Raw genomic sequence first — 15603 nt, forward strand, 5'->3', positions numbered from 1 at the left:
GCACGGTCCGACTACCTTGACGCATGCTCATCACGGTGCTTCCATCCCGGATGTGTAAACGGTTTAACTCATCGAGGTTTCCGGCCTGGGCCGAGGGCGGGCACCGGCGCACTCGCACCACCACCATGAGCCGTTCTGGAGGTTGTCATGCACATGAAATTACGGTGGCGGGCCGCCCATCGGGTGCCCCTCACCATCTCGGCGGCCCTGGCCGTCTGCGCCACTGTGGCCGCGGGCCCCGCGAACCCCGTCTCACCCGATGCCACAGCCGGCGATGCGAGGATTCAGGCCGCGCGCGTGATGGAGAACCTCGGCCGTGGGGTCGTGGCGGTCCGCTCCAGCAGCACCCAGGTCCTGGTCTCCTGGCGGCTGCTGGGACTCGACCCGGAGGGCATCGGCTTCAACGTCTACCGGTCCACCGGCGGCGCCGCGTACGTCAAGCTCAACTCCGGTGTCCTGACAGGCGGCACCAACTACACGGACAACACGGCCGACCTGACGCGGTCCAACAGCTACCGAGTGGCCCCGGTCGTCGGCGGGCAGGAGCAGGCGCCCAGCGGGGCCTTCACCCTGACGGCCAACCACGCCCAGGAGCCCGTGGTCCGCGTGCCGTTGCGCTCCGGCGGCCCGGTGAAGTTCGTCTGGGTCGGCGACCTCGACGGCGACGGCGAGTACGACTACGTGGTGGACCGGCAGACCTCTCCCCAGAAACTGGAGGCGTACAGCAGCCGCGGGCAGTTCCTCTGGGAGGTCGACCTGGGGCCGAACAGTCAGAACCAGGACAACATCGAGCCGGGGTCGTCCGCGATCGACCTGGGCCACTGGGACGGCGTCACGGTCTACGACTTCGACAGCGACGGCCGCGCGGAGGTCGCCCTGCGGATCGCCGACGGCGTCACGTTCGGCGACGGGGCGACCTGGACGCACGCGGACGACTCACGTCAGTTCATGGCCGTCCTCGACGGCCGGACCGGAGCGCTCCGCAACTGGTCCGCCGTACCGACCACTTACCTGGGCGACGGTCCGATGGCCGCACGCCTCGGGGTGGCGTACCTCAACGGCACCACGCCGAGCCTGGTCGCCTACATGAAGAACCGGCGCGACGACGGGGCCTTCAACCTGATGATGGGCGCCTGGAAGTTCACCGGCAGCGCGCTGAGGCAGGAGTGGACGTGGTCGCGCGGCAGCCAGAACGCGCCCGACGGGCACAACACCCGCGCCATCGACGTCAACGGCGACGGGACGGACGAGGTCGCCGAGATCGGGTTCGTGCTGAACGGCGACGGCTCCCTGCGCTACTCGATGGCACCCCAGGGCATCATCCACGGCGACCGCTTCCACATCGCGGACATGGACCCCGGCCGTCCGGGCCTGGAGGGCTACGGCGTGCAGCAGGACAACCCGAGCGGGCTGCTCGAGTACTACTACGACGCCGCGAACGGCTCCGTCATCTGGAGGCACAACGGCGGCCCCGCCGACGTCGGACGCGGCATGGCCGGCGACGTCGACCCGCGCTTCCCCGGCATGGAGGTCTGGTCCTTCTCGGGCCTGTACAACGCGCCCACCAACAGGCTCACCGAACCGAACACCTCACTGCGCCCGTGGCCGCAGCTGGGCCTGTGGTGGGACGGCGACCTCACCATGGAACTGCTCAACAGCGGCAAGATCGAGAAGTGGGACCCGCAGAACCCGACGGCGAGCGGCAGCCTCCCCCGGCTGGTCAGCACCTGGAACCACGGCGCGGTCACGGCCGCCCAGGGCGGGCCCACCCTCGTCGGCGACATCCTCGGCGACTGGCGTGAGGAGGCCGTGTACAGCAACGCGTCCCACAACGAGTTGATCATCTTCACCACGAACCAGCCGACGAACACCCGGTTGTACACGCTCGCGCACAACCCGGCCTACCGGAACGCCATGACGTTCAAGGGCTACATGCAGTCCCACCACCCCGACTACTTCCTCGGCGCCGGCATGTCCAGGCCGCCTCGGCCGAACATCGCCTACGCCGGCTCCGCCGGGTAGGCCTGTCCGCGAGAACCCCGGTCAGGCTCCGACGTACGCCGCGAGGTGTTCGCCGGTGAGGGTGGAGCGGGCGGTGACGAGGTCGGCGGGTGTGCCCTCGAAGACGATCCGGCCGCCGTCGTGGCCTGCGCCGGGGCCGAGGTCGATGATCCAGTCGGCGTGCGCCATGACCGCCTGGTGGTGCTCGATGACGATGACCGACTTGCCGGAGTCCACCAGCCGGTCGAGCAGGCCGAGCAGTTGCTCGACGTCGGCGAGGTGGAGGCCGGTGGTCGGCTCGTCGAGTACGAAGACGGACCGGCCGCCGCCCTTGTCGGCCATGTGGGTGGCCAGTTTGAGCCGCTGCCGCTCGCCGCCGGACAGTGTGGTGAGCGGCTGGCCGAGGGTGAGGTAGCCGAGCCCGACGTCGGCGAGACGGCCGAGGATGGCGTGGGCGGCCGGTGTGCGCGCCTCGCCGGCGGCGAAGAACTCCTCGGCCTCGGTCACCGACATCGCGAGCACCTCACTGATGTCGCGGCCGCCGAGGTGGTAGTCCAGTACGGACGCCTGGAACCGCTTCCCCTCGCAGTCCTCGCAGGGGGTGGCGACCCCGGCCATCATCGCCAGGTCGGTGTAGATGACGCCGGCGCCGTTGCAGGTGGGGCAGGCGCCCTCGGAGTTGGCGCTGAACAGCGCCGGCTTCACGCCGTTGGCCTTCGCGAACGCCTTGCGGATCGGGTCGAGCAGTCCGGTGTACGTCGCCGGGTTGCTGCGGCGCGAGCCGCGGATGGGCGCCTGGTCGACCGAGACGATGTCGGCGGAGGCGGGGACGGAGCCGTGGATCAGCGAGCTCTTTCCGGAGCCGGCCACGCCGGTGACCACGCAGAGCACCCCGAGCGGGATGTCGACGTCGACGCCCCGCAGGTTGTGCGTCGTCGCGCCGCGGATCTCCAAGGTGCCGGTGGGCTTGCGCACCGTCTCCTTGAGGGCGGCCCGGTCGTCGAAATGGCGGCCGGTGACGGTGCCACTGGCCCGCAGCCCTTCGACGGTGCCCTCGAAGCAGACGGTGCCGCCCGCCGTACCGGCGCCGGGGCCGAGGTCGACGACGTGGTCGGCGATCACGATCGTCTCCGGCTTGTGCTCCACGACGAGCACCGTGTTGCCCTTGTCGCGCAGCCGCAGCAGCAGGTCGTTCATCCGCTGGATGTCATGGGGGTGCAGGCCGATGGTGGGCTCGTCGAAGACGTAGGTGGTGTCGGTGAGCGAGGAGCCGAGGTGGCGGATCATCTTGACGCGCTGTGCCTCGCCGCCCGACAGCGTGCTCGCCGGCCGGTCGAGCGCGAGGTAGCCGAGGCCGATCTCCACGAACGAGTCGAGGGTCTGCCGCAGCGCGGTGAGCAGGGGCGCCACCGACGGCTCGTCCAGTCCGCGGACCCATTCGGCCAGGTCACGGATCTCCATCGCGCACGCGTCGGCGATGCTGATCTTCCCGATCTTCGACGACCGGGCCCCCTCGCTGAGCCGGGTGCCGTCGCACTCGGGGCAGGTGGTGAAGGTGACCGCCCGCTCCACGAACGCCCGGATGTGCGGCTGCATCGCCTCCTTGTCCTTGGACAGGAACGACTTCTGGATCTTCGGGATCAGCCCCTCGTAGGTGAGGTTGACGCCGTTGACCTTGACCTTGACCGGCTCCCCGTAGAGGAAGGCCTGCATCTCCTTCTTGGTGTACTCGCGGATCGGCTTGTCCGGATCGACGAAGCCGGACTGGGCATAGACCTGCACGGTCCACACGCTGTCCGACTTCCAGCCGGGGATGGTGAACGCGCCCTCGGCGAGCGACTTGGAGTCGTCGTAGAGCTGGGTCAGGTCGATGTCGGAGACCTTGCCCCGGCCCTCGCAGCGGTTGCACATGCCGCCGGTGCGCTCGTAGGTCGCCTTCTCGGCCTTGGTCTTGTTGCCGCGCTCGACGGTGATCGCGCCGCTCGCCCGGACCGAGGCGGTGTTGAAGGAGTACGCGCTGGGCGGGCCGATGTGCGGCTCGCCCAGCCGGCTGAAGAGGATGCGCAGCATCGCGTTGGCGTCGGTGGCGGTGCCGACCGTGGAGCGGGGGTCGGCACCCATCCGCTGCTGGTCGACGATGATCGCTGTCGTCAGCCCGTCGAGGACGTCGACCTCGGGCCGCGCCAGCGTGGGCATGAAGCCCTGCACGAAGGCGCTGTAGGTCTCGTTGATCAGCCGCTGCGACTCCGCGGCGATCGTGTTGAACACCAGCGAGCTCTTGCCCGAGCCGGAGACGCCGGTGAACACCGTCAGCCGGCGCTTCGGGATCTCGATGCTGACGTCCTTGAGGTTGTTCTCGCGCGCGCCGTGCACGCGGATCAGATCGTGGCTGTCGGCAACGTGCGGCGCAGGCGATCGCGTGTCCGTCCTCGTGGCCATGCTCATCGTCTCTCCATCTGTCGGGCGGAGACGCGTTCGCGGTCTCCGTCGAAGTCGCCCGGCTCGATCCAACCAGCTTCGCGCGGCACGGACAGCACGTTTGTTCCCTTTCGTCGGTCAGGTGGGCAGCGCTCCCCACCTGACCGACGGCGCCCGCCGCGCTCGCCGGACGGCTCAGGCACGCTCCTGGATGCGGATCAGGTTGCCCGAGGGATCGCGGAAGGCGCAGTCACGCACGCCGTACGGCTGCTTGGTCGGCTCCTGGACGACCTCGGCGCCGCTGGCCTGCACCCGCTCGAAGGTGCCGTCGAGGTCGGCGGTGGCCAGGAGGATGCCGGCGTAGGTGCCCTTGGCCATCATCTCGACGATGGTGCGGCGCTCCTCGTCGGTGACGCCGGGGTCGGCGGCCGGCGGTGTGAGGACGATGGATGTGCCGGGCTGGTCGGCGGGGCCGACCGTGAGCCAGCGCATCCCGTCGTATCCGACGTCGTTGCGGACTTCGAAGCCGAGGGTGTCGCGGTAGAAGGCCAGGGCGGCGTCCGCGTCGTCGTGCGGGAGGAAGCTGGCGTGAATGGTGATGTCCATGGTCCTCACGCTAGGCGGGGCTCGCGACCTTCGCTTCTCGATTCCTGATCGGTCTGGTCACCTGTTTCGCCACGCACGACGGCATCCCCGCCGTCGTGCGCGCCGCTTCAGCGCGATAGACGCTGGGCGGCACACCGACCAGCTCGGCGAAGCGAGTGCTGAAGGTGCCCAGCGACGCGCAGCCGACCGCGAAGCAGACCTCGGTGACGCTGAGGTCGCCACGCCGCAGCAGCGCCATCGCGCGCTCGATGCGCCGCGTCATCAGATAGGCGTACGGCGACTCGCCGTACGCCAGCCGGAACTGGCGGCTGAGGTGCCCGGCCGACATGCTCACCCCGCGGGCGAGCGCCTCGACGTCCAGCGGCTGCGCGAACTCCCGGTCGATCCGGTCGCGGACGCGGCGCAGCCGCGCGAGATCGCGCAGGTGCTGCTCCGTGGCGGGTCTGCTGGTCACCCGCAAAATCCTGCCACATCGCACTGACAGCAGGGCTGCCGAACAGTCCCCAAGCGGCCAGAAGGCGCAGGGGGGAGTTGAAGGTGGGGATACTCGTGTCAGACCCAGGTGGTCGGACTTTCGGCTGATCCGCAGGCCGACACCAGCGACCAGGAAGGCGACATGAACCCACTCCCGACAGAGCGCCCCGCACAGCCGGAGGTCGCGGCATGAGGATCTCGCAGCGCGCCCAGGCCGTCGCCCCGTTCTACGCGATGGAGTTCGGCAAGCACGCCGCCGCCCTGGAGGCCCAGGGGCATCACGTCGTCAGACTCAACCTCGGCGAACCGGACTTCGGCGCGCCCCCGGCCGTCCTGGAGGCGATACGCGAGGTCATGGACGGACGGCCCATGACCTACACGGCCGCACTGGGGCTGCCCGCCCTGAGAGAGGCGATCGCGCGGTTCTACCTCGACCGGCACGGCGTCGAGGTCGATCCGGCTCGGGTCGTCGTGACCGCGGGTGCCTCCGCCGCCCTGGTGCTGGGTACCGCCGCCCTCGTCGACCCGGGTGACGAGGTGCTCATCGCCGACCCGTCGTATCCCTGCAACCGGCAGATCGTCGAGAGCTTCGGCGCCCGCGTCACTCTCGTCCCCGCCGGTGCCGAGAGCCGCTATCAGCTGGACGCGGCGTCCGTGCGGTCGTACTGGACGGACCGGACGCGCGGGATCATGGTCGCCACTCCGTCGAACCCGACCGGCACCTCGGTTCCGGCGGACGAGCTGGCCGCGATCTGCGACCTCGCGCGCGAGCGCGATGCCTGGCGCATCGTCGACGAGATCTACCTCGACCTGAGCGACCACGACGACTACGACGAGCAGGACCGGCCGCCTCGCAGCGCCCTCTCGCTCGACCCCGACGCCGTCGTCATCAACAGCTTCTCGAAGTACTTCGGGATGACCGGCTGGCGGCTCGGCTGGTGCGTCGTCCCCGAGCCCCTCGTGCCGGCGCTGGAACGCCTGGCCCAGAACTACTTCCTCTGCGCCTCCGCTCCCGCCCAGCACGCCGCGCTCGCCTGCTTCGCCCCCGAGTCCCTCGCGGTCTGCGAGGCCCGCCGCGTCGAGTTCGGCCGGCGGCGCGCGCTCGTCCTCGACGGCCTGGCGCGGATCGGGCTGCCGGTTCCTGTGCCGCCGGACGGCGCGTTCTATGTGTACTTCGACGTCAGCGGGACCGGGCTGACGTCCTGGCAGTTCTGCGAACGCGCGCTCCAGGAGGCGCACGTCGCGCTCACTCCGGGCAGGGACTTCGGCGCGCATACGGCGGACACGCACGTCCGGCTGTCGTATGCGGCGTCGGCCGACGACCTTCGTGAAGGCATCGCCCGGCTCGGGAAGTTCGTCGCCGCTCTCAAGTGATCCTGTGATCCTCAGGCGCTGGGCGCCGCGTGCGCGGATGACCCGCGGTTGCCGCGGATCGTGCGGGCGAGCGCGCCCAGGGCGACGGCGTTCACGAGTGCGGCGAGTGCGATTTCCGCATAGAAGAGGGCACCCGTGGACAGCGATTCGGGCAGCGCTACGAACAGCAGGCTCAGGGGAGCCGTCAGGAACAGCGGCCAGACCCCGGCCAGGGAGGCGTCGGCGTGGGTGACGAACAGGTCGTCGTAGAGGGCGAAACCGCTCGCGAGGACGACCGCGGCCAGGTAGCAGCGGGACAGCCAGTTGTCCGTGGCCAGGGCGAGCAGGGCACGGCTGCGACGGGAGGAGCTCACGGTGTTCTCCGATCAGTCGGATGAGTCGGCGCCCTACCGGCCGGTGTGGCCGGACGGTGTGCCGGAGGGGCAGTCATCACGATGTCGGGTGCCCACGCGGCTCGGCATGAGTAGCGCTACTCAAACGCGGCTGAGGAAGTCAGCCGGAACGGATGAGGTCCGGAAGCGGGAACCGATGAGGTCCGGAACCGGGAACCGACGGTCCGCCGCCGCTTCGTTCGGCGCCGGTCCCTCCCCTCGTGGGGACCGGTGCCGAACGGTGCAGGCGGCGTGGTGAGCGGGATCCCCGGGCGCTGCGCCGGCGGGACGTCCGGCGGCTCCCGGTGGGTCGCTGCTGCTACTAGATCCTGCCAGCCGGCGTGCACACGGAGGAGGTTCCGGTGTCCGGAGAGAGCCTTCTTCGCAGGTCAGCCATATAAAGTGGGTTTTCCGGTCCGGATGTCCAAGTGCGGGTGAAGTAAGGGGTGGAGGCTTGAGTTCCGATTCAGGAGCACGCACGGCCTTCGCGGAACGCCTCGCGCTGCTGTACAGCGAGGCGGGCAACCCTCCCCTCAAACGGGTGTCCGAAGCGGTCGTCCGGCTGCAGCGGGTCGATGAGCGGGGGCGGCCGGTACGGGTGTCGGCGCAGCGGATCAGCGACTGGCGGCGGGCGAAGAACGTGCCCGCGCAGTTCGCCGCCCTGGCCGCCGTACTGCACGTCCTGATCCCCCTGGCGCGGCGCGCGCGGCCCACGCCCGTGTCCACGGGTCTGTACGACCTGACGCGGTGGCAGCGTCTGTGGGAGCGCGCGGTGGCCGATCCGGTCGCCGGCGAGCAGCCCACGCCCTCCGCGGAGGAGGAGCAGCAGCAGCAGTCCGCCGCCGCCCTCGGGGTGTGCCCCTATCGAGGGCTGGCGTCCTACCGTCAGCAGGACGCCCGCTGGTTCTTCGGCCGGGAACGGAGCACGGACGCCCTCATCGCCCAGCTGCGCGCGGCGGAGCCGACGGGCGGCCTGGTCATGCTCGTGGGCGCCTCGGGCGCGGGAAAGTCCTCCGTGCTGAACGCCGGTTTGGTGCCCGCCCTGCGCAACGGCGCGCTCGGGGACAACGGACTCGGGGACACCAGAGGCGACGAGCACAGCCCGCCGAGCGAAGTGCTCCAACTCGTGCCGGGCGGCGACCCGGTCAAGGAGCTGATCCGTCGTATCCCCGAGCTCGCACCCGCCGTCTCCGCCCTGGAGGAGGGGGCGGCCGACGCCGATGACGCGGTGCGGGACGCCGTCTGTGCCTGGGCGACCCGCGAGAACCCCTCCCCCGGCCGGCCGGTCGTCATCGTGGACCAGTTCGAGGAAGCGTTCACCCTCTGCTCCGACGAGACGGACCGGCGCACGTTCGTCCAGCTCCTGCACGCCGCGTGCACCCCCGCCGCCCCCGGCGAACCGCCCCCCGTGCTCGTGGTCCTCGGCATACGCGCCGACTTCTATGAGCAGTGCCTCGGCTATTCCGAACTGGCCGACGCGCTGCAGCACCGGCACATGGTGCTGGGCCCGCTCACCACCGCGGAGCTGCGCGAGGCGGTGACCGGCCCCGCGAAGGCCGTAGGGCTGGAACTCGAACCGGGGCTGGCGGAGTTGATCGTCCGTGAGGTGAGCGCCGACGGGCCGCGCGGGGCGCACGACGCCGGAGTGCTGCCGCTGCTCTCCCACGCGCTGCTCGCCACCTGGCAGCGACGCAAGGGCGGACGGCTGACGCTGGCCGGCTACCGCGCGGCGGGCGGCATCCAGGGAGCGGTGGCGGCGACCGCCGAGCGGGCCTGGTCCAGCCTGGACCCGCCGGCCCGTACGGCAGCCCGGCTGCTCCTGCTCAGGCTGGTCCGGCTGGGCGAGGACACCCAGGCCACCCGCAGGCGGGGGACGCGGCGTCAGCTGGCGGCCGAGTCGACGGATCCTGGCAAGACGGAGGAGTCGCTCGAGGCGCTGGTGCAGGCCCGGCTGGTGACGCTCGACGCGGACACCGTGGAGATCACCCATGAGGCGCTGCTGCACGCCTGGCCGCGGCTGCGCGACTGGATCGAGGAGAACCGCAACGACCATCTGCTGCGCCAGCGGCTGGAGGAGGACGGCCGGGCCTGGGAGGGCTCGAACCGCGACTCGTCGCTGCTCTACCGGGGCTCGCGGCTGGAACAGGCCCACACCTGGGCGAAGACCGCCGGTGACACCTTCCTGACCCGCAGCGCGGTGGAGTTCCTGGCCGCTTCGGTCCGGCTGCGCAGGCGGACCGTGTGGATCAGCCGCGGTGCGGTGGCGGCTCTGGTCGTCCTGTCGATGGTGGCGGTCGTCGCGGCGGTGGTGGCATGGCAGGAGCGGGACGACGCCGTGTTCGAGCAGGTCGTCGCCGAGGCCGATCGTGTCCAGTACACGGATCCGTCGCTGTCGGCCCAGCTGGACCTGGTGGCGCACCGCCTGCGCCCCGGCGACGAGGGCACGAACAGCCGATTGATCTCGATCGTCAACGCGCCGCTGGCCACGCCGCTGCGTGGCCACACCGGCGCCGTCTACCTGACCTCGTTCAGCCCGGACGGACGGACCCTGGCCACCGCCAGCTACGACCGGACCGTACGCCTGTGGGACGTGAGCGACCCGTCCCGCCCCACGCCTGAGGGCAAGCCCCTCACCGGCCACACGAGCTGGGTGAGCAGCGCGGTGTTCAGCCCGGACGGCCGCACCCTCGCCAGCGCGGCGGACGACGGCACGGTCCGGCTGTGGGACGTACGGGATCCCCGCCGACCGCGCTCGCTCGGCGCGCCCCTGACCGGCCATCACGGCACGATCTACCTGGTCGCGTTCAGCCCGGACGGGCGGACGCTGGCCTCCGCCGGCGAGGACCGGACCGTACGGCTGTGGGACGTGGCCGACCCGGACCGGCCGAAGGCGATCGATGCGCTGACCGGCCACACCGCCGCCGTGCGCTCGGTGGCGTTCAGCCCCGACGGGCGGACGCTGGCGGCCGGGGGCGACGACGACACGGTCCGGCTGTGGAACGTGGCCGAGCCGGGCCGGGCGAAGGCGCTCGGTACGTTGACCGGGCACACGGACCTGGTGCACTCCGTGGCGTTCAGCCCCGACGGGCGGACCCTCGCCAGCGGCGGCGCGGACGACACCGTACGGCTGTGGGACGTGGCCGATCCCGCGCGCGCGGCGCCGATCGGCTCGCCGCTCACCGGCCACACGGGGCCCATCTGGTCCGTGGCCTTCAGCCCCGACGGGAGCACGCTCGCCGCCGCCAGCGCGGACAGCACGGCGAGCCTGTGGAACGTCAGCGACCCGGCCTACCCCTCGCAGGTCGGCGAGCCGCTCGCCGGGGCCAGCGGGGAGATGTACGCGCTGGGCTTCAGCCCCGACGGCCGGACCCTCGCCACCGGCAGCGGCGACAGCAAGGTCCGCCTGTGGTCGATACCGACGTCGGACATGATCGGCCGCAGCGGGGCGTTCCGCCCGGACGGGCGGGTGCTGGCCACGGCCGCGCGCGACGGCCGCGTCCGGCTGTGGAACGTGGACAGCCCCGGCCGGCCCGTCGCGCTGAACGCGGCGTTCATGCCCGGGGACGGTGGCCAGCGTTCGCTGGTGTTCTCCCCCGACGGCCGCACGCTCGCGGTGCTGACGGGCAGCCGGGCGGTGCATCTGTGGAACGTCAGCGACCCGGCCCGACCGGTCCCCTACGGGCCGCCCCTCGCCCTGCGGACCCGGTTCATGGGCCCCGACGCGCTGGCGTACAGCCCGGACGGGCGCACCCTGGCCACCGCCTACGACGACCGCACCATCCAGCTGTGGAACGTCGGCGACCCGGCTCGGGTGACCCGGCTCGGCGCGCCGCTCACCGGCCACAAGGGCTACGTCAACTCCCTTGTCTTCAGCCGGGACGGCCACACGCTGGCCAGCGGCAGCGCGGACGGCACCATCCAGCTGTGGAACGTGACCGACCCGGCGCGTACCGCCCGGCTCGGCGCACCCCTCAAGGGGCACTCCGGACCCGTCAACGCGCTCGCCTACAGCCCGGACGGCGACACGCTGGCCAGCGGCAGCGACGACGACACGGTCCGGCTGTGGAACCTCACCGAGCCCGCGGAGGCGAGCCGGCTGGGCTCCCCGCTCACGGGCCACACCGAGGCGGTCGTGTCGCTGACGTTCAGCCAGGACGGCCACACCCTGGCCAGCGGCGGCAACGACAACACCGTCCGGCTGTGGAACGTCGGCGACCCGGCCGAGGCCGGGCCCATCGGTCAGTCGATGAGCCCGAACGCCAAGACGGGCAACTTCCTGTCGTTCAGCCCCAAGAGCCACCTGATCGGGGTGTCCAGCGGCACCGACACGGTCCGGCTGTGGAACCTGGACGTCGACACGGCCGTCCGCCGCATCTGCTCGACCACCCGGGGCGTGCTGACACCGGAGAAGTGGCAGGAGTACCTGCCGCGTCTTTCGTACGAGCCCCCGTGCAGCGAGTGATGAACGACCGGGCAGCGAGGGACGGGGGCAGTGATCCCGATCACATGTCGCCGGTGCGGCTGAGCAGTCTGCTCCCGTCGCACCAGCGGCGTTGTTAGTCTTGGCGACAGCCCGATCGCTGGTGCATCCCCCGTCGCCAGCGGTCGGGCCCTTGTGTGTCCTGGTGTCCTCAGGGGGTGGGAGTACGGCCATGACCCGAAGCATCTGCGTCGTCACCGCCGTCCACGCCCCCTCGGCCCCGTTCCTCCAGGACGCCTACAAATCGCTGTGCGCCCAGGAGTTACCGGACGGCTGGGAGTGGCACTGGGTGATCCAGGAGGACGGGCGGACGGACGCCGTCGCCCCGCACGTCCCCGACGACACCCGGGTGACCTTCCGGCAGGGCCGGCCCGGCGGACCCGGCGTCGCCCGCACGATCGCGCTCGCGCAGGCCGAGGGCGAGTACGTGAAGGTCCTGGACGCCGACGACCAGCTCGCGCCGGGCGCGCTGGCCCGTGACCTGGCCGCCCTCGAGGGCGACCGCACGCTCGGGTGGGCGACCTCACGCGTCCTCGACCACCTGCCGGACGGCTCGAAGGTCGGCTTCGCCGGCGATCCCGACCACGGTCCGATCGAGCCCGGAGCCGTACTCGACCACTGGACGGCGAACGACTTCCGCGCGCCGGTCCACCCGGCGACCCTCTGTGTACGCCGGGATCTCCTGGTCGCCCTCGGCGGCTGGATGGCGCTGCCGGCCTCCGAGGACACGGGTCTGCTGCTGGCGCTGAACTCCGTCAGCCGCGGCTGGTTCTCGGCGGAGGTCGGCCTCCTCTACCGCAAGTGGGAGGGCCAGGTCACCGGCCAGGCCGCGCATGTGGACGCGGCCGAGCGGCGGGCGAGGATGGCCGTGGTGGAGGCGAGGGCACGGGCGCTTGCGTCCATGCGGTGGCACCATCCGGACAGGCTCCAGGGCTGAGCGTCAGGCAATGGCTTGCGCCTTACGCCCCTCGTCGAACGGCAGTTCCAGCATGCGGATGGCGTTGCCGCGCAGCAGCTTGTAGGCCACCTCCTCGGAGAGACCGCCCACGTGGTCGGCGGCCACCTGCTTCGTGTGCGGCCACGTCGAGTCGACGTGCGGGTAGTCGGTCTCGAAGGTCGCGTTGTCCACGCCCACGGTCTCGATCGCCTCGATGCCGTGCTTGTCGCGGAAGAAGCAGCAGAAGATCTGCCGGTAGTAGTACGTCGAGGGCGGCTCCGGAATCAGATCCTTGACGCCGCCCCACGCCCGGTGCTCCTCCCACACGTCGTCGGCGCGCTCCAGGGCGTACGGGATCCAGCCCATCTGCCCCTCGCTGTAGGCCAGCTTCAGCCGCGGGAACTTCACCAGGACACCCGAGAAGAGGAAGTCCATCATCGACGCCATGGCGTTGTTGAAGCTCAGCGAGGCCTGGACGGCGGGGGGAGCGTCGGGCGACGCCGCCGGCATCTGGGACGACGACCCGATGTGCATGTTCACGACCGTGCCGGTCTCCTCGCACGCCGCGAAGAACGGGTCCCAGTATCCGCTGTGGATCGACGGCAGCCCCAGGTACGTCGGAATCTCGCTGAAGGTCACCGCCCGTACGCCCCGCGCCGCGTTGCGCCGGATCTCCGCGACGGCCAGGTCCACGTCCCACAGGGGGATGAGACACAGCGGGATGAGCCGCCCGCCGCTGTCGCCGCACCACTCCTCGACCATCCAGTCGTTGTAGGCGCGGACGCACGCAAGGCCGACCTCCTTGTCCTTGGCCTCCGCGAAGGTCTGCCCGCAGAACCTCGGGAAGGTCGGGAAGCACAGCGAGGCCTCGACATGGTTGAGATCCATGTCCTCCAGCCGCGCCTTGGGGTCCCAGCAGCCCCGCCGCATCTGCTCCCGGGTGATCCCGTCGAGGGTCATCTCGTCCCGGGAGAAGCCGACGGCCGCGATGATGCGCTTGTACGGGAAGATCTCGCCCTCGTACTCCCACCAGTCGGTGATCTGCCCCTCCGGATCGGTGGTGAAACGGTACTTCCCCCCGACGTACGCGAGTTCGCCGATGCCCGCGGTGAAGGGCTTCGGCCCCTTGTCCCGGTACTTGGCCGGAAGCCACGCCTCGAAGAGGTGCGCGGGTTCGATCACGTGGTCGTCCACGCTGATGACCCTGGGGAGATCTGCCGCACTGCTCACGGTACTGGCCACGCCTTGCCCCCTACTGCCTGCCGATGCGCCGGCTGTTGTCTCCGGCGGACTCATCCGACTCGTTTGTCCTACTCACTATCTGACGATCCATCAGATTCAGCGTAGGGGGAGGGTGCCACGGCAGCAATACGCGGCGCCTTGATCGTGGCGGTGTGGGCACTCCGGCGCCCACGGGTGACGGGTGTCGACTAGGCTGGATCGGCTGCGGCACCCCCCACCTCACCCACGTCACCGTGGCGTGTTGCGCCTGCGGCGGTCGATCGTCTTATGGCATACGGCATGAGGATGAAACACAGGTGCTGATCGCGGGCCGGTATCGGCTGCACGACCCCATCGGACGCGGCGCGATGGGCGAGGTCTGGCGGGGTTTCGACGAGACGCTCGGCAGGACGGTGGCCGTCAAGCTGCTCCTGCCGCAGGGCTCCGACCCCACCTCCGCCTCGCGCTTCCGGCTGGAGGCGCAGACCGCGGGTCGGCTCAACCACCCGCATGTGGTGGGTGTCTACGACTTCGGCGAGTACGACGGCCGGCTCTTCCTGGTGATGGAACTGGTCGAGGGCGACAGCCTCGCCCGCCGTCTCACCACCGCCGGCCCGCTCTCCGTCGAGGAGGTGGCCCGGATCGCGTCCCAGGCCGCCGCCGGGCTCGCCGCCGCACACCAGCAGGGCATCGTGCACCGCGACATCAAGCCCGCCAACCTGCTGCTGGACGCCGACGGCACCCTGAAGATCGGCGACTTCGGGATCGCCCGCTTCGTCGACGACCCGTCCGGCGCGCTCACCACCACCGGGCAGATCGTCGGCACCAGCCTCTACCTCGCGCCCGAACGCGCCCTGGGGCAGAACGCCGGTCCGGCCTCCGACGTGTACGCCCTGGGCTGCGTGCTCTACCAACTCCTCACCGGGAAACCGCCGTTCCGGGCCGACTCGGCGGTCGCGATCCTGCACCAGCACCTCGACGCCGCCCCCGAGCCGCCCCGGCAGCTCGTCGCCGGGCTCCCGCCCGCCTTCGAGAACTACCTGCTCGGCCTCCTCGCCAAGCAGCCCGAAGACCGCCCCGCCGCCCAGCAGGTCGCGGAGTGGTTCGGCAGTGGGGCTTGGCAGGGCCGCTCCGAGCCCTTGCCGGCGCCGGAGCCGGAAAGGGGCGCGGGCACCGGGACGGCGGCGTACTCGGCACCCGGGCCGGGCGTTCCTTCCGGGGCGCTTCCGGGGGACCCCTCCAGGCTCACGTCGGACACCGGACCCGCCACCACCTACGCGCTGCCGTCCACCGCCGGGCGGACGTCCCGGTCCCGCGCCTCCCGGCGCCCCGCCCGTCCGGGGATCCGCGGCTTCGTCACGCACCGCCCGAAGATGGTGGGAACGGCCGCCGCGGCGGTCGTCTTCCTGGCCGCGATGCTCGCCGGCATGCTGTGGTTCTCGCCGGGCAAGAGCTCGGCGGAGAGCCCGGCCACCGACACGCCGGGCACCTCCCGCCCGGCCGCGACGCCGAGCGCCACGCCGTCCGGGGCGCCTCTCTCCGGGACCTCGCCTACCCCGTCGGCCCCTTCCGCCCCTGAGTCCTCACCCAGTCCGTCGCTCCCCACCGCCACTCCCACTCCCACTCCCACCAAGGAGGAGAAGGAGGAGGAGAAGCAGCGCGAAAAGGCCCCCGACAAGCCCCAGGGTGACGAAGAGGGCGACGAGGGAGACGACTGATCG

The 15603-nt window shown here is 71.1% G+C and carries 10 protein-coding genes; 5 read left to right on the forward strand and 5 right to left on the reverse strand.

The window, feature by feature from the left end:
* Positions 1 to 147: 147 nt before the first annotated feature.
* Positions 148 to 2022, forward strand: coding sequence for a hypothetical protein (locus tag CLM62_RS20410; protein WP_257003953.1), 1875 nt, complete (start codon positions 148 to 150; stop codon positions 2020 to 2022).
* Positions 2023 to 2043: 21 nt separating this feature from the next.
* Here the strand turns inward: CLM62_RS20410 and CLM62_RS20415 are convergent, their stop codons facing one another.
* The 3 genes from CLM62_RS20415 to CLM62_RS20425 form a co-directional block, all read right to left on the reverse strand.
* Positions 2044 to 4446 (reverse strand): excinuclease ABC subunit UvrA, encoded by a 2403-nt coding sequence (locus tag CLM62_RS20415; RefSeq protein ID WP_095751336.1) that lies wholly within the window; start codon positions 4444 to 4446, stop codon positions 2044 to 2046.
* A gap of 168 nt (positions 4447 to 4614) precedes the next feature.
* Complete coding sequence (locus CLM62_RS20420; protein WP_179382163.1) at positions 4615 to 5025, reverse strand: VOC family protein; 411 nt, start codon at positions 5023 to 5025, stop codon at positions 4615 to 4617.
* Positions 5026 to 5035: 10 nt separating this feature from the next.
* A complete protein-coding gene (locus CLM62_RS20425; protein WP_095751338.1) occupies positions 5036 to 5479 on the reverse strand; it encodes a helix-turn-helix transcriptional regulator in 444 nt (147 codons plus the stop codon).
* Positions 5480 to 5688: 209 nt separating this feature from the next.
* Between CLM62_RS20425 and CLM62_RS20430 the strand changes: the two genes are divergently transcribed.
* A complete protein-coding gene (locus CLM62_RS20430; protein ID WP_095751339.1) occupies positions 5689 to 6873 on the forward strand; it encodes a pyridoxal phosphate-dependent aminotransferase in 1185 nt (394 codons plus the stop codon).
* An 11-nt stretch (positions 6874 to 6884) separates the two neighbouring features.
* On the opposite strand, the gene CLM62_RS20435 is transcribed toward CLM62_RS20430, so the two are convergent.
* On the reverse strand, positions 6885 to 7226 hold the full coding sequence (locus CLM62_RS20435; protein ID WP_095751340.1) for an SCO4225 family membrane protein: 342 nt from the start codon (positions 7224 to 7226) through the stop codon (positions 6885 to 6887).
* A gap of 472 nt (positions 7227 to 7698) precedes the next feature.
* On the opposite strand from CLM62_RS20435, the gene CLM62_RS20440 reads away from it, so the two are divergent.
* Positions 7699 to 11706, forward strand: coding sequence for a WD40 repeat domain-containing protein (locus tag CLM62_RS20440; protein ID WP_095751341.1), 4008 nt, complete (start codon positions 7699 to 7701; stop codon positions 11704 to 11706).
* A gap of 190 nt (positions 11707 to 11896) precedes the next feature.
* Positions 11897 to 12661, forward strand: a complete 765-nt coding sequence (locus tag CLM62_RS20445) for a glycosyltransferase family 2 protein (RefSeq protein ID WP_095751342.1) — start codon at positions 11897 to 11899, stop codon at positions 12659 to 12661.
* 3 nt (positions 12662 to 12664) lie between these two features.
* Here CLM62_RS20445 and CLM62_RS20450 read toward each other — a convergent pair whose 3' ends face one another.
* On the reverse strand, positions 12665 to 13903 hold the full coding sequence (locus tag CLM62_RS20450) for an amidohydrolase family protein (protein ID WP_095751343.1): 1239 nt from the start codon (positions 13901 to 13903) through the stop codon (positions 12665 to 12667).
* Positions 13904 to 14199: 296 nt separating this feature from the next.
* On the opposite strand from CLM62_RS20450, the gene CLM62_RS20455 reads away from it, so the two are divergent.
* Complete coding sequence (locus CLM62_RS20455) at positions 14200 to 15600, forward strand: serine/threonine-protein kinase (RefSeq protein ID WP_179382164.1); 1401 nt, start codon at positions 14200 to 14202, stop codon at positions 15598 to 15600.
* Positions 15601 to 15603: the final 3 nt, after the last annotated feature.

This window comes from Streptomyces sp. SA15, assembly GCF_002291145.1.
GTDB lineage: Bacteria > Actinomycetota > Actinomycetes > Streptomycetales > Streptomycetaceae > Streptomyces.

What these genes read in the sequence shown, in the direction of transcription:
- CLM62_RS20415 (WP_095751336.1), bottom strand. Translation starts at nt 4,446, where the DNA reads ATGAGCATGGCCACGAGGACGGACACGCGATCGCCTGCGCCGCACGTT.
- CLM62_RS20430 (WP_095751339.1), top strand. Translation starts at nt 5,689, where the DNA reads ATGAGGATCTCGCAGCGCGCCCAGGCCGTCGCCCCGTTCTACGCGATG.
- CLM62_RS20445 (WP_095751342.1), top strand. Translation starts at nt 11,897, where the DNA reads ATGACCCGAAGCATCTGCGTCGTCACCGCCGTCCACGCCCCCTCGGCC.
- CLM62_RS20420 (WP_179382163.1), bottom strand. Translation starts at nt 5,025, where the DNA reads ATGGACATCACCATTCACGCCAGCTTCCTCCCGCACGACGACGCGGAC.
- CLM62_RS20410 (WP_257003953.1), top strand. Translation starts at nt 148, where the DNA reads ATGCACATGAAATTACGGTGGCGGGCCGCCCATCGGGTGCCCCTCACC.